Here is a 21,595-nt window from a genome sequence, read left to right as displayed (position 1 = left end):
TCATCGTTTGCCGTCATGCCGCCCCGCCGTCCGAGGGTTTTCCGGTTCGCGCCTGTGGTGGCGCGATATCGATACCATAGCTTTCCCAGCGCTCGTCGACCCGTGATTTGATCGCCGGATCCATGACGATGGGTTCTCCCCACTCCCGTGTCGTCTCGCCGGGCCACTTGTTGGTCGCATCCAGCCCCATCTTCGAGCCCAGCCCCGCCGTCGGCGAGGCGAAGTCGAGATAGTCGATCGGCGTATTCTCCACCATCACCGTATCCCGGGCAGGGTCCATCCGGGTGGTGATCGCCCAGATCACGTCTTCCCAGTTGCGGGCATCGACATCGTCGTCCAGCACGATCACGAACTTGGTGTACATGAACTGGCGCAGGAAGCTCCAGACGCCCATCATGACCCGCTTGGCGTGACCGGGGTATTGCTTCTTCATGGTCACCACCGCCATGCGATAGGAGCATCCTTCCGGCGGCAGATAGAAGTCGACGATCTCGGGAAACTGCTTGCGCAGGATCGGCACGAACACTTCATTGAGCGCCAGCCCCAGCACCGCGGGCTCGTCCGGCGGGCGGCCGGTGTAGGTCGAATGGTAGATCGGATCACGCCGATGGGTGATCCGCTCGACGGTAAAGACGGGAAAGCTTTCGACTTCGTTGTAGTATCCGGTGTGATCGCCATAGGGCCCTTCGGGGGCCATGTCGTCCGGATGGATGAAACCTTCCAGCACGATCTCGCTGGAGGCCGGGATCTGCAGGTCGGCGTGGCCGCACTTGACCAGTTCGGTCCGCGAGCCGCGCAGCAGGCCGGCGAAGGCGTACTCGGAGAGCGTGTCCGGCACTGGTGTCACGGCACCGAGGATGGTCGCCGGGTCGGCCCCCAGCGCCACCGCGACGGGGAAGGGTTCGCCGGGATGCGTCTGCTGCCATTCGCGAAAATCCAGCGCCCCGCCGCGGTGACTCAGCCAGCGCATGATCAATCGGTTCTTGCCAAGCTTCTGCTGACGATAGATTCCCAGATTCTGGCGCGACTTGTGCGGCCCCTTGGTCACCACCAGCGCCCAGGTCACCAGCGGTGCCACGTCGCCCGGCCAGCAGTGCTGAATCGGCAGGCGATCGAGATCGACCTCATCGCCTTCGAGCACGACCTGCTGGCACGGCGCCGAACGCAACGTCTTCGGCCCCATACTCATGACCTGCTTGAAGATCGGCAGCTTCTCCCAGGCATCCTTGAGCCCCTTGGGGGGATCGGGTTCCTTCAGGAAAGCCAGCAGCTTGCCCACCTCACGCAACGCTTCGACGCTTTCCTGCCCCATGCCCATGGCCACACGCTCCGGGGTACCGAACAGGTTCCCCAGCACCGGCATCTCGCTACCCTTGACGTTCTCGAACAGCAGCGCAGGCCCACCGGCTCGCAGCGTGCGATCACAGATCTCGGTGATCTCCAGGTAGGGATCCACCTCCACCGTGACGCGCTTGAGCTCGCCGCGTGCTTCCAGCGCCGCGATGAAGTCCCGTAAATCATGATATTTCATGGCGTTGCCCGTATCCCTCCCCACTCTTTCCACTACGCCCGGCGGCCCAGAACGCAAAAAGGGCAGCATAACATGCTGCCCTTTATTTTCTGCTTTGACCCCAAGATCTCACGAAGCGTTGAGAGCTGGCTGAGCGAACGAAGATGAGACAAGGCGGAAAATCGCGAGAGCGCGGAGTTTACGGGAGTAAATGAGCAGCTTGAGCGATTTTCCAACGCAGTATCATCGAGTGCAGCCAGCCGGAATCAACGTCTTTTCATGGCTTCGAAGAATTCGAGATTGGTCTTGGTGTCCTTGAGGCGATCGATCAGGAACTCGGTAGCGGCCACGTCGTCCATCGGGTTGAGCAGCTTGCGCAGGATCCACATGCGCTGCATTTCTTCCTCGGAGGCGATCAGATCCTCGCGCCGGGTGCCGGAACGACGGATGTTTAGAGCCGGATAGACGCGGCGCTCGGCCAGCTTGCGATCCAGATGGGCTTCCATGTTGCCGGTACCCTTGAACTCCTCGAAGATCACTTCGTCCATCTTCGAGCCGGTATCGACCAGCGCCGTGGCGAGGATGGTCAGACTGCCGCCCTCTTCGATGTTACGCGCGGCGCCGAAGAAGCGCTTGGGCTTCTCGAGGGCATGCGCGTCGACACCACCGGTCAGCACCTTGCCGGAAGACGGCACCACGGTGTTGTAGGCGCGCGCCAGGCGGGTGATGGAGTCGAGCAGGATGACCACGTCCTTCTTGTGCTCGACCAGACGCTTGGCCTTCTCGATGACCATCTCGGCCACCTGGACGTGACGGGCCGGCGGCTCGTCGAAGGTCGATGCCACGACTTCACCGCGCACCGTCCGTGACATTTCGGTCACCTCTTCCGGACGCTCGTCGATCAGCAGCACGATCATGTGACATTCGGGGTTGTTGCGCGTGATCGAGGTGGCGATGTTCTGCAGCATCAAGGTCTTACCGGCCTTGGGCGGCGAAACGATCAAGCCACGCTGGCCCTTGCCGATCGGCGCGGTGAGATCGATGACCCGCGCGGTGATGTCCTCGGTAGAGCCGTTGCCGATCTCCATCACCATGCGCTCCTGCGGGAACAGCGGCGTCAGGTTCTCGAACAGGATCTTGTGCTTGGCGTTTTCCGGCTTGTCGAAGTTGATCTCGTTGACTTTCAACAGCGCGAAGTAGCGCTCGCCTTCCTTCGGCGGGCGGATCTTGCCGGCAATCGAGTCGCCCTTGCGCAGATTGAAGCGACGAATCTGGGACGGCGAGACGTAGATGTCGTCGGGGCCGGCCAGATAGGAGGAGTCGGCGCTACGCAGGAAACCGAATCCGTCCTGCAGAATCTCCAGGACGCCATCGCCGTAAATGTCCTCGCCACTCTTCGCATGTTTTTTCAGGATGGCGAAGATGATGTCCTGCTTGCGTGAGCGCGCCAGATTATCGATGCCCATTTCGCGGGCGATATCCAGCAGTTCAGGAACGGATTTTTGCTTGAGTTCGGTTAGATTCATGAGTTCGGTCAGAGAAGGCTCGTGTCGCAGGCAATGACTTTTGCCGAGATAGAAAAGAAGGACAAGAGGCGGTCAGTTCAAACGCCGCGCGGCGCGTTCAGTCGTCCCAGGATGTCAGGCATTCGTATGGTCTGTTGGCCCAGCGTCGACGCATGTCGGGATGCCGACTGGCCGTGTGACGAAGGTGCCGGGAGAGCGGTTCGATTCGCCTGCCATCTCGCGGAAAGTGTCATCCGAGAGAGTGGTCACTATCCAAAGATCGGTACTGGGATTGACTGACGACTTGGGGGACCGCGACGCGGTCGAGAAGCATTCGGAACAGGCGAACGTCCAGATGGTAGACAAGCTATCTTCCGAAAGCAAGTATCGATATGGCGATCACCGGCTGCATTATCAAGTGCCCTCGACTAATGGCGCCCGCACTCTTCACCGATCTGCAGCAGTTGCTGTTCCGACAACGCCCCGACACGCGTCAGCCGAGGTTCGCCGTCGACGAACAGGATCAGTGTCGGCGTCCCCTTGACGCCGTAGCGCTCTGCCAGTGCCGGCTCGCGATCGATATCCACGACCGCCACCGGCAGCGCGCGGATCGACTCCTGCGAAGCCGACGAGAGCCGAGACAGCAGTGTTTCACAGGGTTGACACCAGTCGGCAACGAAGACCGCCAGCCAGGGTGCTTGCGCTTCTTCGCGCTGACGCTCGAATGCTTCGCTGTCCAGATGGCGCCGCTGTGGCTGCATGTGCTCGATTCTCGGTGGGTATGATGCCGGTGCCGCCAGCATGCCTGCCGCCTCAGCGATTGACAAGGCCGCGCCCCCGCCGCAATCTTGGTGCACCCGACGCGCTGAAACGGCAACAGGCTCTGGAACGACTCTATGTCGCGACGCTCAGCGCGCGCCTGTCTACTGCCAGCTTTCGAGGACGCCACGCCATGAGCGGGAATTCGACCGCCGAAGACGCGACGCGCCGTCTGGCCGCTATCGATCTCGGTTCCAACAGCTTCCACCTGTTGGTCGCCAATTACCAGCACGGCCAACTCCAGGTCGTCGCCAAGATGGGCGAGAAAGTACAGCTTGCCGCCGGCCTCGATGCTGACGAAAACTTTACCGAAGTCGCCATGGATCGTGCGCTCGGCTGCCTCGAGCGCTTCGCCCCTTTTCTCGAGGGCGTCTCGCCCGCCGACCTGCGTATCGTCGGCACCAATGCCCTTCGCGCAGCCCATAACGCCCAGGCGTTGATCGATCGCGCCGAAGCGCTGATCGGCCACACCATCGAGATCATCGGCGGCCGCGAAGAGGCGCGCCTGATCTACCTCGGCGCCGCTCATGCGCTGGCCGAAGTGCACGGCAGGCGCCTGATCGTCGATATCGGCGGCGGTTCCACCGAGTTCATCATCGGTGAGGACTTCGAACCGCAGGCGCTGGAAAGCCTCCACATGGGCTGCGTGGCCTATACCGGCGCCTTTTTCGCCGACGGCGAGCTCAGCGAAAAGCGCTTCCGGCGCGCCGAGATGGCCGCGCTTTCCGAACTGGCCAACATCCAGCGCCATTACAACCAGCTGGGATGGCAGGATCCGATCGGCTCCAGTGGCACGATCAAGGCCGCGGCAGCGGTCATCGCCGCCCGAGGCGATGGTGACGCCACGCTGATCGAGCGCGAAGCCTTGATGAAACTGCGCAAGAAGCTGATCGGCTTCGGCCACCTGGATAAGGTCGCGATGGAAGGCCTCAAGGAGGATCGGGCGCGGGTCTTCCCGGCCGGCGTTGCCATTCTCTGTGCGGTCTTCGAAGCCTTCGACCTGGAACGCATGCGCTATTCCGACGGCGCGCTGCGCGAAGGCGTGCTGTTCGACCTGATCGGCCGCAACACCCCCGAGGATTCCCGCCGCCACAGCGTCGATCTGCTGATGCGGCGCTACAGCGTCGAGACGACCCATGCCGAAAATGTGGCTGAAACCGCCATGGCGGCATTCGATCAGGTCCGGGACGCCTGGGAGCTCGGCGAAGAGCAGCGCCTGTTTCTCTACTGGGCAGCCCAGGTGCATGAAATCGGCCTGGCGATCTCCCACAGCCAGTTTCATCGTCACGGCGCCTATCTCATCGAGTACTCCGACCTGACCGGCTTCTCCCGCCCCGAGCAGCAGGCTCTGGCGTTTCTGGTACGCGCCCATCGGCGCAAATTCGCCCAGAAGGAGCTGGAGGCGCTGCCCCGTACCGTGCAGGCGACCTACCAACGACTGGCCCGTCTGCTCCGGCTCGCCGTGATGCTCAACCACGCCCGACCAGAACAGGCGACCACCGACTTCCGTCTCGCCAACGACGGCGACACCCTGCATCTCACGCTGCCGGAAACCAGGCATCAGGCGCTGCTGCTCAACGATCTGGAACAGGAAGCGGCCTACCAGAAGGCTGCGGGGTTGACGCTGAATTACGACGCCTGAGACCAGCCTTCCGCCGACAGCACGCCGAGCACGGCCACCAGTTCATCGCCGTGCCACACCAGCGGCAGCCGGTCTCGCTGCCAAGGCGGGATGCCCGATTCCTGCAGCAGGCGCTTGAGATCTCGAGTGCCGCGACCGGCCAAGCGCAGTCTCTCCCCGCCCTGGCGCAGTCCCACTCGCAAGGGGCGCGTGAAAGCGCCCGCCAGCGGTTGCAGATCCCAAGGATAAACTCCCCAAGGCGTCTCCAGCGGCGAGTCGCCGCTCCAAGCCGCCTGCCACGCGGGATCCACTGGCGACAGCGGCGCCATCAGATAGAGATGATGCCGCCAGACCCGAGCCTCGCCGCCCGGCCAACGGATGACCGGCAGGCGATCCGCGCCCGCCACCGTCAGTTGCCGTTCGAGCTCGACCAGGCGCGCAGCCGGCGGCGCGGGAATGCCCAGGCGTTCGAGCGCATGACGGATCAGCAGGCGACGGCGAGGCGTGCTTAGCGCGGCCAGCGTCGCCAACCGCAAGCGACCGGGATCGCCCCCGGCCTGATCCAGATCGATCGCCGCCAGCTCTGCCAGCAGCTCGTCGGCTTCCTGCAGCCACTCGGCACTCTGTCCGAATGCCCCGGCCACGCCCGGCCAACGCTCGCGCAGTGGCGGCACCACCCGATGGCGCAGGTAGTTTCGATCGAACGCCAGGTCGGTATTGGTCGGATCTTCGAACCACTCGAGCCCACGCTGATGCGCTTCTGTCAGCAAGACCGACCGGGCGAGGCTCAACCAGGGCCGCTCGATCCGGATGCCTCGCCACTCGCGCCGGTAAGGCATGCCGGCCAGCCCTCGCACGCCGCTACCGCGCAGTGCGGCCAACAGGAAAGTCTCGACCTGGTCGTCGGCATGTTGCGCCAGCCACAAGCGGTCACCCGGAGAGAGATGCGTCGCGAAAGCCTGGTAACGAGCCTCCCGAGCAGCCGCCTCGATCCCCTGCCCCGCGGCATCGACCCGGACCGAAGCCACAGTCAGCGGTAAAGCCAGCGAATCGCACAGTTCGCGGCAAGTCGTCTCGAAGCCGCCCGCCGCCGCCTGCAAGCCATGATTGACGTGAATTGCACGCAGCTCGACCCCGGCCTTGCGCGCCAGCGGCGCCGCCACGCTCAACAGCAAGGAAGAGTCGAGACCGCCGGAAAGCGCCACCCAGACGACACGCCCCGGCACGTGACATGCCAGGGCGTTATCAATGAGAGCTTCTAGAGAATGCTGCAACGCGAGGCTCCTGGACGCTCGACCTTTCGACAAAATCCCATACCGCCGCGTGACCGTGCGAGCGATACTTAGACAAGGCGAGCGCGATCGAGGGCGCGCAGTGTAGTTCACTACATGAGCAGACCGAGTGAGCGCTCAACGCCGTATGAGTGAGCGCAGCCGGTCATCTTCACGAAGGGGCGCCGTAGCTCATCAAGCGCTCATACCTTCGCTCCAGCAGCGTCTCGGTATCCATTGCCCGCAGCCGATCGAGGCTATCCGTCAACGCTTCCTTGACCTGATTGGCGGTCTTGCGCGGATTGCGATGCGCGCCGCCCAGCGGCTCTTCGATCAGTGAATCGACAAAGCCGAGCTCTTTTAGGCGCGAGGCGGTAATGCCCATGGCCTGAGCGGCTTCGGAGGCCTTCTCTGCGCTCTTCCAGAGAATCGAGGCGCACCCTTCCGGCGAGATCACCGAGTAGGTGGAATACTGCAGCATCTGCAGTTCGTCGCAGACACCGATGGCCAGGGCGCCGCCGGAACCGCCTTCGCCAATGACCGTGGCGACGATCGGCGTCTTCAGGCGCGACATGACGGCGAGGTTGTAGGCGATCGCTTCCGACTGGCCGCGCTCTTCGGCATCGATGCCGGGATAGGCGCCGGGCGTGTCGATGAACGTCAGCACCGGCATCTTGAAGCGCTCGGCCATCTCCATCAGACGACACGCCTTGCGATACCCTTCGGGACGCGGCATGCCGAAGTTGCGGCGCACCTTCTCCTTGACGTCGCGCCCTTTCTGATGACCGATGACCATTACCGGCTTGTCGTCCAGACGCGCCACACCGCCGACCAGAGCGGCATCGTCGGCGAAATTGCGATCGCCGTGCATCTCGTCGAAGTCGGTGAAGATGTTGTCCAGGTAGTCGAGCGTATAGGGACGCTGCGGATGGCGCGACAGCTGCGTCACCTGCCAGGCGGTCAGGTCACGAAAGATCTGCTCGGTGAGTTTGCGGCTTTTCTCTTCGAGCTTACCGATCTCGTCACTCAGGCTGATGCGGCTATCGTTGCCGACCAGTCGCAGCTCTTCGATCTTGGCCTGGAGTTCGGCAATCGGTTGTTCAAAGTCTAGATAATTGGGATTCATAGAGCTTCTACTGTGTGATCCTGGCAAGCTTCGGTGTCTGAATACGAGCGAAACACGGGCGACTGGCGTGCCGCGAAACGGATTATTATCGCACCTCCACGAGTGTTAGCAAGGAGGCGCCCTGCTTCGGCGGGTCAGCCACCTCGATAGCGTAGCGCAACCTTTTCGTAACCCTCGACTTCGCGCAGGGCCATCATCAACTCGTCGCTGGGCGAGACTTTCCACGCCTCCGCAAGCTCGAAGCAGCCACTGGCCTTGGCGTTACGATAACGCACCCGAACCGGCAGGCCCGATTCGCTCAGCCATGGCGACAGGCTATCGTGCAGCGAACGCGAGAATTTGCCGTTGAGACGTCCGCCATCCACCGAAAGCTCCACCGCCTCGCCGAAGCGGGCGCGAGCGTCGGCCATCAGGGTGACGTCCTTGCTGCGCAGACGCAAACCGCCGGAATAGTCGTCGCTGGAGACTTCGCCTTCGATGATCAGCACCTGATCGGCGGTCAATTTCCCGCGGACCTGGTCGAACAGCTCACCGAACAGCGAGGCCTCGATGCGCCCGGTGCGATCGTCGAGGGTGACGAACGCCATGGTGTCGCCACGCTTCGACTTCATGGTCCGCATCGCCACGACCAGCCCGGCGACCCGCTGCGGTTCGCGAGAAGGCTTGAGGTCGACGATGCGTGTCGCCACGAAGCGCTTGAGCTCGTGTTCGTACTCGTCGATCGGATGACCGGTCAGGTAGAGCCCGAGCGTATCCTTCTCGCCGGCCAGGCGCTCCTTGTCGCTCCACTCGCGCGCGTGGCGGTAATCGGCGTAGATATCCTGACTCTCGTCGGCTTCGGCGAAGGCCTCGCCGAACATGTCCATCATGCCCAGGTTCTGGTTGGTCTGGTTCTGTGACGCGGCCTTGATCGCGGCATCCAGCGACGCCGCCAGCACCGCGCGGGACGGCCCCAGCGTGTCCAGCGCGCCGGAGCGAATCAGTGCTTCGAGGGTGCGCTTGTTCATGCGCTTGCCATCGATACGACGGCAGAAATCGAACAGGTCCGTGAACTCGCCATCCGCTTCGCGTGCTTCGACGATGGCACCGATCGGCCCTTCACCAACGCCACGGATCGCGCCCAGCCCGTAGACGACCTGGCCGCCTTCGTCGACGGTGAACTTGTAGGCCCCCACGTTGACGTTGGGCGGCGTCACCGTCAGCCCGATATGACGGCACTCCTCGATCAGCGGCACGACCTTGTCGAGGTTGTCCATCTCGGTCGAGAGCACCGCCGCCATGAAGGGCGCCGGATAGTGCGCCTTGAGCCAGGCGGTCTGATACGACACCAGGCCGTAGGCGGCCGAGTGGGACTTGTTGAAGCCGTAGCCGGCGAATTTTTCCACCAGGTCGAACAGGTTGCCGGCCAGGTCCTTGTCGATGCCGTTGGCCGCACACCCTTCCATGAAGCCGGCGCGCTGCTTGGCCATCTCCTCGGGCTTCTTCTTGCCCATGGCACGCCGCAGCATGTCCGCCTGACCCAGGGTATAGCCGGCCAGAACCTGGGCAATCTGCATCACCTGCTCCTGATACAGGATGATGCCGTAGGTCGGCTCCAGTACCGGTTTGAGCAGTTCATGCTGGTAATCCGCGCTGGGATAGGCGAGCTCGGCACGGCCATGCTTACGATTGATGAAGTCGTCGACCATGCCGGACTGCAACGGCCCCGGGCGGAACAGCGCCACCAGCGCGATCATGTCCTCCAGCGAATCCGGCTGCAGGCGCTTGATCAGTTCCTTCATGCCGCGGGATTCGAGCTGGAACACCGCCGTGGTCTCGGCCTTCTTGAGCATGTCGAAGGTCGGCTTGTCGTCCAGCGGAATGGTGCTGATATCGAGCGGGCCGACACCATCGCGGGCACGCACCACGTCGACCATCTCCAACGCCCAGTCGATGATCGTCAGCGTGCGCAGGCCGAGAAAGTCGAACTTGACCAGCCCGGCATCCTCGACGTCGTTCTTGTCGAACTGCACTACTAGGCCGGAGCCGTTTTCCTCGCACAGCAGCGGCGAGAAATCGGTCAGCTTGGTCGGCGCAATGACCACGCCCCCGGCGTGCTTGCCGGTACCGCGGGTGATGCCCTCGAGCTTGAGTGCCATCTCCCAGATTTCGGCAGCCTCTTCGTCATATTCGAGATACTCCTTGAGCTGCGGCTCCTGCTCGATCGCCTTGGCCAGCGTCATGCCGACCTCGAACGGGATCAGTTTGGAGAGCTTGTCACCCATCGAATACGGCTTGCCCTGGGCACGTGCCACGTCACGCACTACCGCCTTGGCGGCCATGGTGCCAAAGGTGACGATCTGCGATACCGCATTGCGGCCGTAGCGATCGGCCACGTAGTCGATGACCCGATCGCGCTTCTCCATGCAGAAGTCGACGTCGAAGTCGGGCATGGAGACACGCTCCGGGTTGAGGAAGCGTTCGAACAGCAGGTCGTATTCCAGCGGATCGAGATCGGTGATCTTGAGCACGTAGGCCACCAGCGAACCGGCGCCCGACCCTCGCCCGGGGCCGACGGGGATGTCGTTGTCCTTGGCCCACTGAATGAAGTCCATCACGATCAGGAAGTAACCGGGGAACCCCATCTTGAGGATGATATCGAGCTCGAAGTCGAGCCGCTGGCGATAGGCGGGCTCGTGCTCGGCCAGTGATCGCCCCGGATAGATCGGGGTATCGCCGCCGAACAGCTGATTGAGACGATCGGTGAGACCATCGTGAGAGATCTTGCGGAAGAACTCGTCCTGGGTCATTCCTTCCGGGATCGGGTATTCCGGCAGGAAGATCTCGCCCAGGCGCACGCTGGCGCTACAGCGCGCCGCGATCATTACGCTGTTCTCGAGCGCCTCGGGAATATCGGCAAAGAGCTCGGCCATCTCTTCGGGCGTCTTGAGATACTGCTCTTCGCTATAGCGTTTTTCGCGCCGGGGATCTTCCAGCGCCTTGCCTTCGCCGATCGAGACGCGGGTTTCGTGAGCCCAGTAGTCCTCGCGTTTGAGAAAGCGAACATCGTTGGTCGCTACCACCGGCGTACCGCTCTCGCTGGCCAGCCGCACCGAATGGTGCACGCACTCTTCGTCGTACTGGCGGCCGGTACGCTGCAGTTCCAGATAGAAGCGGCCAGGGAAGTGCTGCTGCCACTCCGCCAGCAGCTGGCGTGCCGTGTCGATGTGCTCAGCGATCAGAAACCGGCCGATCTCCCCTTCCCGGGCGCCGGACAGCGCGATCAGCCCTTCGCTCTGTTCGAAGACCCAGGTCTTGTCGAGGATTGCCATGTTCTGGCGCTGACCTTCAGTCCAGGCTCGCGAGATCAGCTCGGTCAAGTTGCGATAGCCGGTATCGTTCATCGCCAGCAGCGTCAAACGATAGGGATGGCTTTCGTCGTGCGCATTGTGCAGCCACAGGTCGGCGCCGATGATCGGCTTCAACCCGGCGCCCTGGGCTGCCTTGTAGATCTTGACCAGGCCGAACAGGTTGGTGTCGTCGGTCACGGTCACCGCCGGCATGCCGGCCTCGGCCGTTGCCTTGATCAGCGGCTTGAGCCGGACCAGGCCATCGACCAGGGAGTATTCGCTGTGGACACGAAGATGAACGAAGGGTGTTGTCATGACGAACTCGAGTCAGGCGGCGAATGAATGCGGATATCGGGCACGCGATCCCGTCATGCTGCCGGTGACGCCGTAGCGTCTACCATGGTCAGCGCACCGGCAGGATCAGCATGCCTAAAGGTGGGACAGGCCACAATGGCCTATCGGCAAATCGAGCGTTCGCTCTCGGCAAGCCGCTCACGAACGGGGGCGAAAGAGCTGCGATGTTCTCCCAGCGGACCCAGTTTGACCAGCGCCTCGAGATGCTCCGGCGTCGGATATCCCTTGTGGCGACAGAAGCCGTAGTCCGGATAGCGCGCGTCGAGCGCGACCATCTGCGCATCTCGAGCCACCTTGGCCAGAATCGATGCCGCGCTGATCGCAGGGTGACGAAGGTCGCCCTTGACCACGGCCTGCCCCGGGCACGCATGTCCCGGCAGCCGGTTGCCATCCACCAGCAGGTATTCGGCCGGTGTCGGCAGCGCATCGATGGCACGACGCATCGCCAGATGCGTGGCGTGATAGATATTGAGTGAATCGATCTCCTGCGGCGTGGCTTCACCAATGGCGAAGGCCAGCGCGCATTCCCGGATCTGCAAATCGAAGGCTTCGCGCCGTGCCGCACTCAGGCATTTGGAATCGGTCAGACCCTCGATCGGGCAATCAGGATCCAGAATCACGGCCGCGGCTACCACCGAACCGATCAGCGGTCCTCGCCCGACCTCGTCGACGCCGGCAATCAGATGCCCATCATATTCGATGACGATGTCCGGCCAGGCGGAAATCGGAGACTTCAATGACATGACTTCTCTCGTCAGACCTTTCCAGTTTCAGGATCCAGCGACCCGTGCTCGACCAACGAGGTGACGGCCGTGGCGGCTCGCTCGCTGGCCCCGCGCTGAAGTTCGGCGTGGAGTGCCGCGAAGCGCTGTTCGAGCGCCGAGCGCGCCTGTTCGTCCTCGAACCACGGCAGTAGCGTATCGACCAGCGCTTCGGCAGTCACGGCGTCCTGAATCAGCTCCGGCACCAGTGTTTCCTGCGCGATCAGATTCGGCAACGAGATCCAGCGCGTCTTGACCATTCGTCTGGCCAGCCAGTAGGTCGCCGGTGCCATGCGGTAGGCGACCACCATGGGACGATGACAGAGCATGGTTTCCAGCGCCGCCGTACCAGAGGTCAGCAGCACGGCATCCGATGCGGTCATCACCTCACGCGAACGCCCCTCGACGACGACCGTGCTGGCCGCCAGTTCCGGAAACCGCTCGAGCAGGGAATCGAGCTCCTGCCGACGTTCGGGCGAGGCTGCGGGGATCGCTACCTGAAGCGCGCCAAGGCGCTCACGCAACGCAGCCGCCGTCCGCAGGAATATCTCTCCCTGGAAGCGAATTTCATTGCCGCGAGAACCCGGCAGGACGGCCAGGGTCGGCACATCGAGAGCAAGCCCGAGAGCCTGCCGCGCCGACGCCCGATCGTTGACCAGGGGCAGCTCGTCGGCCAGCGGATGGCCGACATAAGCGACCGGCACATGGTGATCGGCGTAGAAATCCGCCTCGAATGGCAGAAAGGTCAACATCCCGTCGACCGCCCTGGCGATCTTCTTGACCCGCCCTTGGCGCCAAGCCCAGACCGACGGACTGACGTAGTGTGCCGTACGGATGCCCTGATCGTGCAGCTGACGCTCGAGACCGATATTGAAGTCCGGGGCGTCGATGCCCACCATGATATCCGGCCGCCACGCCAGGGCATCGCGCTTGAGGTGGCGACGCACCTTGATCAGGCCCGGCAGGTGCTTCAACACCTCGACCAGCCCCATCACCGACAGGGTTTCCAACGGGTAGAGCGACTCGAGCCCCTGCGCCTGCATCCGCGGACCGCCAATGCCTCTGAACTCGATCTGCTGATGCCGGCGCTTGAGCGCCTGCATCAGGCCGGCGCCGAGAATATCCCCCGAGAGTTCGCCCGCGACGAGATAGACGCGCATGCGCCCACCCTAACGGGTGATTCCACGTTTGGAGGCTTTCAACGAATCGACGAAGCGGCGCGTCTCGTCGAACGAGAAGCGGCTCTCCATTTCGCTGATGGCCTGCTCGAGCGTCAGCCCCTTGCGGTAGACCAGACGATAGCATTCGCCCAGCGCCCGCACCGCTTCCGCCGAGAAACCGCGACGCTTCAAGCCAATGGAGTTCAGGCCATGCGCCGCGGCAGGGTTACCGTTGACCATGATGAACGCGGGAATATCCTTGGTGATGATCGATCCACCACCCGCCATGGCATGCTCACCCATGTGGGCAAACTGATGAATGGCCGAGAGCCCCCCCATGATGGCGAAGTCACCCAGCGTCACGTGGCCGGCCAGCGTGGCCTGGTTGGCGAGAATGCAATCGCTGCCAATCAGGCAGTCATGGCCCACGTGGGAGTACGCCATGAACAGATTGCGGTTACCGATGGTGGTCACGCCGCGATCCTGAATGGTGCCGCGGTGAATCGTCACGCTCTCGCGAACGACGTTATCGTCGCCCATCTCGAGCCGTGTCGCTTCACCAGCGTACTTCTTGTCCTGGCACTCTTCTCCGACCGACGAAAACTGGAAGATCCGGTTACGTTTACCGATTCGAGTCGGCCCCTTGATCACCACGTGCGGTCCGATCACGCAGCCGGCGTCGATTTCGACGTCGGGTCCGATCACGCTGAAGGGACCGACTTCGACGTCATCGGCCAGTCGGGCGGAGGGATCGACGATGGCGGAGGGATGAATCAAGCGACTTTCCTCTCGGCACAGATGATTTCGGCTTCGCAGGCCAATTCGCCATCGACCGTGGCTCGGCAGGCAAACTTCCAGATGCCTCTCTTGCCCTTGATGACATTGGCCTCGAGACGCAGTTGGTCTCCCGGCATGACCGGACGCTTGAAGCGTACGTTATCGCTACCGACGAGATAATAGACGTAGCCGTCGGCCGGCAGCTTGTTGACCGTCTTGAAGCCGAGGATGCCACAAGCCTGCGCCATCGCTTCGATGATCAGCACACCGGGCATGATCGGATGATGAGGGAAATGGCCGTTGAAGAAAGGTTCGTTGATGCTGACGTTCTTGTACGCCACGATCGATTCGCCCAGCGTGATCTCCATCACGCGATCTACCAGTAAAAACGGATAACGATGCGGTAGATACTCGCGAATCTGGTTGATGTCCATGATCATCAATACAACCTCTGAAATAACGAAATGCCTGCCCCTACACTTTTGACCAAGGGCAGGCACAGGGAGGCAAAACGGCGTTCACCCATTTGGGCGGGCATTATACAGGCGCACCGGACGACTGCCAGCTTCGGGGGCGTGATCGAGATGGCCCGGGAGGGCTCCCCGGATCCATCAGAGAACCCTCAGGCGTCGCGAATATCACGCTCGAGACGGGTCAATCGCTTGGCGATTTCGTCGAGCTGCTTGAAGCGTACAGCGTTTTTTCGCCACTGACTATTCGACATCGAACCGGTGCCGGAGGAATAGACGCCAGGTTCCAGAATCGAGTTCGTGACCAAGCTCATGCCGGTCACCTGGACGCCATCGGCCAGGGTCAGATGACCGGAGAGCCCGACGCCGCCGCCCAGCAGACAGTGACGGCCGACCTTGGTGGAACCGGCGATTCCGACGCAGCCTGCCAGCGCGCTGTGGTCGCCGATCTGCACGTTGTGGGCAATCTGGACCTGGGAGTCGATCTTGACCCCGCTGCCAATCTGCGTGTCGCCCAGCGCCCCGCGATCGATGCTCGAGCAGCTGCCGACTTCGACATCGTCACCCAGCGTCACACCGCCCAGTTGAGCGATCTTCTCCCAGTGCTTGCCGTCGTGGGCGAATCCGAACCCGTCACCGCCGATGACACAACCGCTGTGCAGGATGGCACGCTCGCCGATGATCACGCCGTGATAAAGCGTCACGTTGGCATGGAGCCGGGAGCCGCGACCGATCGTGGTATCGGCGCCAATGAAGCACCCTGCGCCGATGACGCAGTCATCAGCAAGGACGACGCCGGCTTCGATGACGCAATGGGCACCGATCTCGACACCCTCGCCCAGGGTCGCCTCGGGCGATACCACCGCCGTCGAATGCACGCCTCGAGAGACCTGATTGACCAGCGGATCGAACAGCCGCGACAGCTTGGCGTAGCCCAGATAGGGGTTGTCCAGCTCCAGTCGCGGACAGGGGCAGCTGTCGCCATGAGCCGGATTGACCAGCACGGCACCGGCGCGAGTCGTGGCCAGATACTTCAGGTAAGCCCGATTGGCGAGAAATGCCAGATCCGACGGGCCGGCATCGGTCAGCGTCGACAGCCCGCTGACACGCAGGTTCGCGTCACCGACCACGCGAGCGTCGATCCGCTCGGCGAGTTCGCCAAGCGTGTAAGAGGTAGAAGCATCTCTCTTCATGAACGGGCGCCGGTTTGAACCATTAGTTGAGCGAATTGAAGATCTGCGTGACTTCGGAGGTAATATCGAGGCTGTCACCCGAATAGACCACGGCATCACGATCCACGACCATGTCCAGATCGCGCTCGTCGACGACCTGCTGAATCGCCTGGTCGAGCTTGGGCTTGGCGCTCTTCAGGTACTGCTGTTCGGCCTGCTGCTGCGCCTGGGAAATCTGGCCCCGCAGCTGCTGGAACTGGCCGCCCTTCTGGCGCAGCTGCTGGGTTACCGAATTGCGCTCGGACTCGGACATCACGTCCCCGTCCTTCTGCAAACGCTGCTGCAGCTGTTGCAGCTCCTGGCTCAACGACTGCGCCTGCTGTTGCTGAGCGCTGATACGGTTTTTCAGCTGATTCATCGATGCCTGGGCAGAATTGGAAGACATCAGCGCTTCACGCCAATCGAGCACGCCCACTTCCGTCGCCATCGCCGGTACGGAAACCATCGTCAGCAAACCGAGCCCGAGAACTCCTGCTATCTTGCGCATGCGGCATCTCCTTGAAACTAGACAGACCAACTGTCTGAAAATCGGTCTGGACTCACGACGCCACCAGGATGCCGTGAATCCAGGGCATGATATTAGAACGTCTGACCCAGCGAGAACTGGAACACCTGCGGGTCGTCGCCGTCCTTCTCGTTCAGTGGCTTGGCCACGCTGAACGTCAGCGGTCCGACCGGCGTCAGCCAGGAAAGCCCCAGGCCCACGCTATAGCGCAGGTCATCGAGATTGACCCCGCTGTCGCAGCTCGACGTGTAGCCGTCCGGGACGGCGTAGCAGTCGGTCAGGTAAGTATTACCGCCATCGAGGAAGATGCTGGTCTGCAGGGACCGGCGGTCCTCGATCCACGGGAACGGGTAGATCAACTCGGCAGACCCTTCGACCAGGACGTTACCGCCCAGGGTATCGTCGTCGCCATCGCCACGCTCCGTCGTCTTCGGTCCCAACGTATTGCCGGTGTAGCCGCGCACCGAGCCCAGACCGCCCGAGTAGAAGTTCTCGTAGAACGGGTAAGGATCGTTGGAGCCGAGCGTATCGGCATAGCCCAGATTGCTGCTGAACTTGAGCGACCAGTCGGGATTGAGTTCGAACAGCTTCTGGCCACGGTAGCGCAGCTTGTAATACTCCGCATCCGACCCCGGGATGGCGGCTTCCAGCGAGACCCGCTGATAGCTGCCCGCCGTCGGCATGATCCCGCGGTTCAGATTGTTGCGGGTCCAGCTGGCTGTCAGCTTGTAGTTGAAGAAGTCTTCGCCCTGATCATCGGTGTACTGGACGATCTCCGCCGACGTGTCGTCGTAGGTATCGATCGAGAGGTTCTCGAGCCCGACACCGAAGTTGAGGCGCGACAGGTCGTTGATCGGGTAGCCGAAATTGATGTTGCCGCCATAGGAGTCGGTCGAGTAGGTCGAGATGTAGGAATCTTCGTAATCGGTCTCGCGGTAGAAGACGTTATAGCCGCGCGAGATGCCGTCGAGCGTCCAGTACGGATCGGTGAAACCGAAATTGATGTTGGTGAAGGTGTCGCTTCGCTGTGCGCCGATATTGACCCGGTTACCCGTCCCCAAAAAGTTGTTCTGGGACAGCGCCGCGCCGTAGATGACTCCGGCCGTCTGAGAAAAACCGACGCTCGCCGAGATGGAGCCCGACGGCTGCTCCTGAACGTTGTAGGTTACGTCCAGTTGATCCGGCTCGCCGGCCACCGGCCGGGTGTCCACGTCGACCTGCTTGAAAAAACCGAGCCGCTCGAGACGTTGACGTGACTGCGAAATCTGATCGGTCGAGGCAGGTGCCCCTTCCATTTGGGTCATTTCACGACGCAGCACTTCGTCCTGTGTCGTGGTGTTGCCTTCGAAGTTGATCCGGCGAACGTACGCACGGCGGCCGGGATCGACACGGAAGGTGATATCCACGGTATCGCCCGCCTCGTCCACGGTAGGCACCGCCTGGATATCCGCGAAGGCAAAGCCCTCGGCACCGAGCTTCTGACGCAGCGCTTCCGAGGATTCGGTCAGTTTGCTCTGGGAGAAATATTCACCCGACTTGGCCGTCACCAGCGAGCGCGCCGTAGACTCGTCGATCTTCAGATCACCATCGAAGCTGATCTCGTCGAGCTTGTAGCGCTTGCCTTCATCGACATTGATGGTGACGAAGATCCGCGACTTATCCGGACTGATCGACACTTGAGTCGAGCTGATCGCGAAGTTGACGTAACCGCGGTCGAGGTACCAGGAACGCAGCGTCTCCAGATCGCCGGACAAGGCTTCGCGGGAATACTCGTCGTCGGAGAACCAGCCGAAGAACCAGCCCGGCTTGTCCTCGAGCTGGAACAGATCGCTCAGGGTGTCGTCGTCGTAGGCTTCGTTGCCGACGACGTTGATCTGGCGAATTTTCGCCACTTCCCCTTCGTTGATATCGATATTGACGCGGACCCGGTTGCGCTCGAGCTGTTCGACCGAGGTCTTGATGTTCGAGCTGTAACGCCCCTGAGACTGGTAGAGACGCTCGAGTTCGCGCTGCATCTCCTCCAGCGTCGAACGCTGCAGCACCTGACTTTCGGCCAGGCCGGCGTCGGTCAGACCCGTGCGCAGGTCATCGTCGGAAATCTGCGAGTTGCCTTCGATATTGATCTCGGCAATGGATGGCCGCTCGACCACGTTGACGATCAGCACGTCGTTATCGCGGGAAAGCCGAATGTCGTCGAACAGCCCGGTATCGAACAGCTGCTGGGCAGCCTCGCCCAGCTTCTGCTCATCGACCGTCTGGTCGGCGCTGACGGGGAAAGCGTTGAAAACGGATGCAGCCGAGACGCGCTGCAGCCCCTCTACACGAATATCCGAAATCTCAAAAGGTGCCGCCAGCGCAACGGGAGAGCTGGCCAGCAGTAGTCCTGCCAATCCGATGGTCTTGAGTTTCATGCAATCAATCGCTTCTGTGGGGTCCGCCCGCGTATCGAACAGGCACCTTATACATTTCTCCCTACGACTGACAAGCTCGCGCCTGCCACACGTGGGGTCTTCCCGTGCACCGACATCCTCGACACTGACCGCCAACGACATCCCGTCGCTAGCGCCGCATCAAATCCCTGTCATCACAGTCGCATCAGATCGAAGTAGAGCGCCATCATCATCAGGCACCCGACCAGCGCCACGCCGACGCGCAGGCCCATCGCCTGGGCGGTTTCCGACACCGGCTTGCCTCGAACCAGCTCGATCAGGTAATAGGCCAGATGCCCCCCATCGAGTACCGGAATCGGCAACAGGTTCAGAACCCCCAGGCTGATCGACAGATAAGCCAGGAAGCCGATGAATGTCTCGACCCCGCTGCGTGCCGAATCTCCGGCAATGCGAGCAATGGTGATCGGCCCCGACAGGTTCGAAGGCGATATCCAGCCGACGATCATCTTGCGGATCGAGTCCGCTGTCAGCCACGTCATCTCGCCCGTCTTGGTCACTGCCTGCCCGATCGCCTCGATCGGACCATAGCGAATCTCCCGGCGATAGGACTCAGGCCACTCCACCGCTTGTGATGCGGCACCAACGTAACCGATGTGCTCGCCATCTTCGGCCTGCCTCGACTCGGGTATCAGCGTGATGCTGCGCGTCACGCCGTCTCGCTCGACCTCCAGGGACAGATCGGTACCGGGATGGCTGCGAACGACATCGACGAACGCCACCCAATCGGCAACCGGTTCGCCGTCGACGCTGACGATCCGATCGCCCGCTTCCAGTCCGGCACGGCTCGCCGGGCCATCCTCGAGCACGCGCCCCAGCGTTGCCGGGACTTCAGGGCGCCACGGGGTAATGCCGAGAGACGACATCGGCTGCGGCGGATCCTGACGCACCAGCCACTGCTGCACCGGCACGTCGTGCGTTCGCGTCGCGCCACCCGAGGGATCGCGAGTCGTGAACTGAAGCGCGCCATCGGCGCCGATGGCCGCGATCAGCTGCAGATTGACCTCGTTCCACGACGGTGTCTCGTGGCCCTCGACACTGACGATCTCCTGGCCACTGCGCAAGCCGCCCTGGAACGCGAGCGAATCCGGCGCCACGTCGCCGATCACCGGCGCTACCGTGGTCGACCCATAAACGAACAGTGCCCAGTAGGCCACCAGCGCCAACAGGAAATTGGCAATCGGTCCCGCCGCCACGATCGCGATTCGGGCCCAGACGCTCTTGCGATTGAAAGCGCGATCGAGCTCTTCCGGCGCCACCGGCCCCTCGCGCTCGTCGAGCATCTTGACGTACCCGCCCAACGGGATGGCGGCGATGGCATATTCCGTACCCTGCCGATCGAAGCGCGACCACAGCGGCTTGCCGAAACCGACCGAAAAGCGGAGCACCTTGACGCCACAGCGCCGAGCCACCCAGAAATGCCCGAACTCGTGAAACGTGATCAGCAGTCCGAGTACGACGATGACCGCCAGCACGTTCTGGATCGTATCCATCACGTCCACCCCTCCTGGAAAGACCGCTGACGCAGCAAACGCTCGGCCAACTGCCGTGCCCGTGCATCCTCGCACAATACCACGTCGAGCGAGTCGGCCGCGCGCACCTCGGTGGCCTCCAGGGTCGCCTGGACCAGCCGGGCAATACCCAGGAAAGAGAGCTCTCCATCGAGGAACGCCTGCACCGCCACTTCATTGGCGGCATTGAGGCTCGCCGGCGCGGTACCGCCTGCCGTCATGGCCTCTCGTGCCAGTCGCAGGCAGGGGAAGCGCGCTTCGTCCGGCGCCTCGAAATCGAGCCGGGATACCGCGAACAGGTCGAGAGGCTCGACCCCGGCTTCGACTCGCGCCGGCCACGCCAGCCCATAGGCAATCGGTGTCCGCATGTCCGGATTCCCCATCTGCGCCAGCACCGAGCCGTCGGCATAGCCGACCATCGAGTGAACGATGCTTTGCGGATGGACGACCACCTCGACCTGATCGGGTTCGGCATCGAACAGCCAGCAGGCCTCGATCAATTCGAGCCCCTTGTTCATCAGGGTCGCGCTGTCCACCGAAATCTTGCGACCCATCGACCAGTTGGGATGGGCGCAGGCCTGCTCCGGCGTCACCGCTTCCAGCGCCTCCAGAGACCATTCGCGGAACGGTCCGCCCGAGGCGGTCAACAGCAGCCGTGACACACCGTGACGGGACAACCCGCCACGGTGCTGCATAGGAAGACACTGGTAGATGGCATTATGTTCCGAGTCGATGGGCAAAAGTGTGGCGCCGTGGCGCGATACGGCATCCATGAACAATCCACCGGACATCACCAGCGCTTCCTTGTTGGCCAGCAGGACACGCTTGCCGGCTTCCACGGCTGCCAGCGTCGGCAACAGGCCGGCTGCGCCGACGATCGCCGACATCACCACATCCACCTCGGGCGCCCGAGACACCTCCAGCAGCGCCGCCTCACCATGACTGACATCGATATGAGCGAGGCGGGCCTCTCGCAACTGGGATCTCAGCCACTGTGCGTCGCAGGCCGTGCCGATCACCGCTCGTTCCGGCTCGAAGCGCAGACAGATTTCCAGCAACGCTTCTCGGGAACGATGCGCGGTCACCGCATGGAGCTGATACAGGTCGGCATGCCGAGCGATCACGTCCAGCGTGCTGCGACCGATGGAGCCGGTTGCACCCAGCAGGGTGACCTTGCGAGAAGATGATGAGGGCATC

The 21,595-nt window shown here is 62.4% G+C and carries 16 protein-coding genes; 1 reads left to right on the top strand and 15 read right to left on the bottom strand.

The window, feature by feature from the left end; all coding sequences use genetic code 11:
- Nucleotides 1–13 precede the first annotated feature (13 nt).
- The 3 genes from ubiD to ACWHY3_RS03675 all read right to left on the bottom strand — a co-directional run bounded on the left by ubiD (nucleotide 14) and on the right by ACWHY3_RS03675 (nucleotide 3,776).
- Nucleotides 14–1,531: a 4-hydroxy-3-polyprenylbenzoate decarboxylase gene (gene ubiD, locus ACWHY3_RS03685; RefSeq protein ID WP_448127578.1), complete on the bottom strand. Its 1,518-nt coding sequence runs from the start codon at nucleotides 1,529–1,531 to the stop codon at nucleotides 14–16.
- 245 nt (nucleotides 1,532–1,776) lie between these two features.
- Nucleotides 1,777–3,036 (bottom strand): transcription termination factor Rho, encoded by a 1,260-nt coding sequence (rho, locus tag ACWHY3_RS03680; protein WP_087717652.1) that lies wholly within the window; start codon nucleotides 3,034–3,036, stop codon nucleotides 1,777–1,779.
- A gap of 407 nt (nucleotides 3,037–3,443) precedes the next feature.
- Nucleotides 3,444–3,776, bottom strand: a complete 333-nt coding sequence (locus ACWHY3_RS03675) for a thioredoxin family protein (protein WP_332778784.1) — start codon at nucleotides 3,774–3,776, stop codon at nucleotides 3,444–3,446.
- A 191-nt stretch (nucleotides 3,777–3,967) separates the two neighbouring features.
- Here ACWHY3_RS03675 and ACWHY3_RS03670 point away from each other — a divergent pair, with 191 nt between their 5' ends.
- Nucleotides 3,968–5,476 carry a Ppx/GppA phosphatase family protein gene (locus ACWHY3_RS03670; protein ID WP_448127577.1) on the top strand — a complete coding sequence of 503 codons (1,509 nt, stop codon included), beginning with the start codon at nucleotides 3,968–3,970 and terminating at the stop codon, nucleotides 5,474–5,476.
- On the opposite strand, the gene tilS is transcribed toward ACWHY3_RS03670, so the two are convergent.
- From tilS to ispC, 12 genes are all read right to left on the bottom strand, one after another.
- Complete coding sequence (tilS, locus tag ACWHY3_RS03665; RefSeq protein ID WP_448127576.1) at nucleotides 5,464–6,729, bottom strand: tRNA lysidine(34) synthetase TilS; 1,266 nt, start codon at nucleotides 6,727–6,729, stop codon at nucleotides 5,464–5,466. The genes ACWHY3_RS03670 and tilS overlap by 13 nt on opposite strands.
- 169 nt (nucleotides 6,730–6,898) lie before the next feature.
- Nucleotides 6,899–7,852, bottom strand: coding sequence for an acetyl-CoA carboxylase carboxyl transferase subunit alpha (gene accA / locus ACWHY3_RS03660; RefSeq protein WP_448127575.1), 954 nt, complete (start codon nucleotides 7,850–7,852; stop codon nucleotides 6,899–6,901).
- A gap of 134 nt (nucleotides 7,853–7,986) precedes the next feature.
- Nucleotides 7,987–11,496 (bottom strand): DNA polymerase III subunit alpha, encoded by a 3,510-nt coding sequence (gene dnaE / locus ACWHY3_RS03655; protein ID WP_448127574.1) that lies wholly within the window; start codon nucleotides 11,494–11,496, stop codon nucleotides 7,987–7,989.
- A 140-nt stretch (nucleotides 11,497–11,636) separates the two neighbouring features.
- Nucleotides 11,637–12,278 carry a ribonuclease HII gene (gene rnhB / locus ACWHY3_RS03650; RefSeq protein WP_303853156.1) on the bottom strand — a complete coding sequence of 214 codons (642 nt, stop codon included), beginning with the start codon at nucleotides 12,276–12,278 and terminating at the stop codon, nucleotides 11,637–11,639.
- Nucleotides 12,279–12,289: 11 nt separating this feature from the next.
- Nucleotides 12,290–13,456, bottom strand: a complete 1,167-nt coding sequence (lpxB, locus tag ACWHY3_RS03645; protein WP_087717645.1) for a lipid-A-disaccharide synthase — start codon at nucleotides 13,454–13,456, stop codon at nucleotides 12,290–12,292.
- Nucleotides 13,457–13,465: 9 nt separating this feature from the next.
- Nucleotides 13,466–14,233, bottom strand: coding sequence for an acyl-ACP--UDP-N-acetylglucosamine O-acyltransferase (gene lpxA / locus ACWHY3_RS03640; RefSeq protein WP_087717644.1), 768 nt, complete (start codon nucleotides 14,231–14,233; stop codon nucleotides 13,466–13,468).
- Nucleotides 14,230–14,673: a 3-hydroxyacyl-ACP dehydratase FabZ gene (gene fabZ, locus ACWHY3_RS03635; protein ID WP_071231920.1), complete on the bottom strand. Its 444-nt coding sequence runs from the start codon at nucleotides 14,671–14,673 to the stop codon at nucleotides 14,230–14,232. Before fabZ ends, lpxA begins: the two co-directional genes overlap by 4 nt.
- 182 nt (nucleotides 14,674–14,855) lie before the next feature.
- Nucleotides 14,856–15,896 carry a UDP-3-O-(3-hydroxymyristoyl)glucosamine N-acyltransferase gene (gene lpxD / locus ACWHY3_RS03630; protein WP_448127573.1) on the bottom strand — a complete coding sequence of 347 codons (1,041 nt, stop codon included), beginning with the start codon at nucleotides 15,894–15,896 and terminating at the stop codon, nucleotides 14,856–14,858.
- A gap of 22 nt (nucleotides 15,897–15,918) precedes the next feature.
- A complete protein-coding gene (locus ACWHY3_RS03625) occupies nucleotides 15,919–16,422 on the bottom strand; it encodes an OmpH family outer membrane protein (protein WP_087717642.1) in 504 nt (167 codons plus the stop codon).
- A gap of 92 nt (nucleotides 16,423–16,514) precedes the next feature.
- Nucleotides 16,515–18,851: an outer membrane protein assembly factor BamA gene (gene bamA / locus ACWHY3_RS03620; protein ID WP_256960996.1), complete on the bottom strand. Its 2,337-nt coding sequence runs from the start codon at nucleotides 18,849–18,851 to the stop codon at nucleotides 16,515–16,517.
- 173 nt (nucleotides 18,852–19,024) lie between these two features.
- The gene (gene rseP / locus ACWHY3_RS03615; RefSeq protein ID WP_448128136.1) at nucleotides 19,025–20,380 is read right to left on the bottom strand and encodes a sigma E protease regulator RseP; all 1,356 of its coding nucleotides are present in this window, start codon (nucleotides 20,378–20,380) and stop codon (nucleotides 19,025–19,027) included.
- The gene (ispC, locus tag ACWHY3_RS03610) at nucleotides 20,380–21,594 is read right to left on the bottom strand and encodes a 1-deoxy-D-xylulose-5-phosphate reductoisomerase (protein WP_448127572.1); all 1,215 of its coding nucleotides are present in this window, start codon (nucleotides 21,592–21,594) and stop codon (nucleotides 20,380–20,382) included. Before ispC ends, rseP begins: the two co-directional genes overlap by 1 nt.
- Nucleotide 21,595 lies beyond the last annotated feature (1 nt).

This window comes from Salinicola sp. NYA28a (assembly GCF_976982775.1).
This window is presented reverse-complemented; position numbering and strand designations above follow the sequence as displayed.

Coding starts and splice junctions, on each gene's coding strand:
- ubiD (WP_448127578.1), bottom strand. CDS start 1,531: ATGAAATATCATGATTTACGGGACTTCATCGCGGCGCTGGAAGCACGC.
- rho (WP_087717652.1), bottom strand. CDS start 3,036: ATGAATCTAACCGAACTCAAGCAAAAATCCGTTCCTGAACTGCTGGAT.
- ACWHY3_RS03675 (WP_332778784.1), bottom strand. CDS start 3,776: ATGCAGCCACAGCGGCGCCATCTGGACAGCGAAGCATTCGAGCGTCAG.
- ACWHY3_RS03670 (WP_448127577.1), top strand. CDS start 3,968: ATGAGCGGGAATTCGACCGCCGAAGACGCGACGCGCCGTCTGGCCGCT.
- accA (WP_448127575.1), bottom strand. CDS start 7,852: ATGAATCCCAATTATCTAGACTTTGAACAACCGATTGCCGAACTCCAG.
- dnaE (WP_448127574.1), bottom strand. CDS start 11,496: ATGACAACACCCTTCGTTCATCTTCGTGTCCACAGCGAATACTCCCTG.
- rnhB (WP_303853156.1), bottom strand. CDS start 12,278: ATGTCATTGAAGTCTCCGATTTCCGCCTGGCCGGACATCGTCATCGAA.
- lpxB (WP_087717645.1), bottom strand. CDS start 13,456: ATGCGCGTCTATCTCGTCGCGGGCGAACTCTCGGGGGATATTCTCGGC.
- fabZ (WP_071231920.1), bottom strand. CDS start 14,673: ATGATCATGGACATCAACCAGATTCGCGAGTATCTACCGCATCGTTAT.
- lpxD (WP_448127573.1), bottom strand. CDS start 15,896: ATGAAGAGAGATGCTTCTACCTCTTACACGCTTGGCGAACTCGCCGAG.
- ACWHY3_RS03625 (WP_087717642.1), bottom strand. CDS start 16,422: ATGCGCAAGATAGCAGGAGTTCTCGGGCTCGGTTTGCTGACGATGGTT.
- bamA (WP_256960996.1), bottom strand. CDS start 18,851: ATGAAACTCAAGACCATCGGATTGGCAGGACTACTGCTGGCCAGCTCT.
- rseP (WP_448128136.1), bottom strand. CDS start 20,380: ATGGATACGATCCAGAACGTGCTGGCGGTCATCGTCGTACTCGGACTG.
- ispC (WP_448127572.1), bottom strand. CDS start 21,594: ATGCCCTCATCATCTTCTCGCAAGGTCACCCTGCTGGGTGCAACCGGC.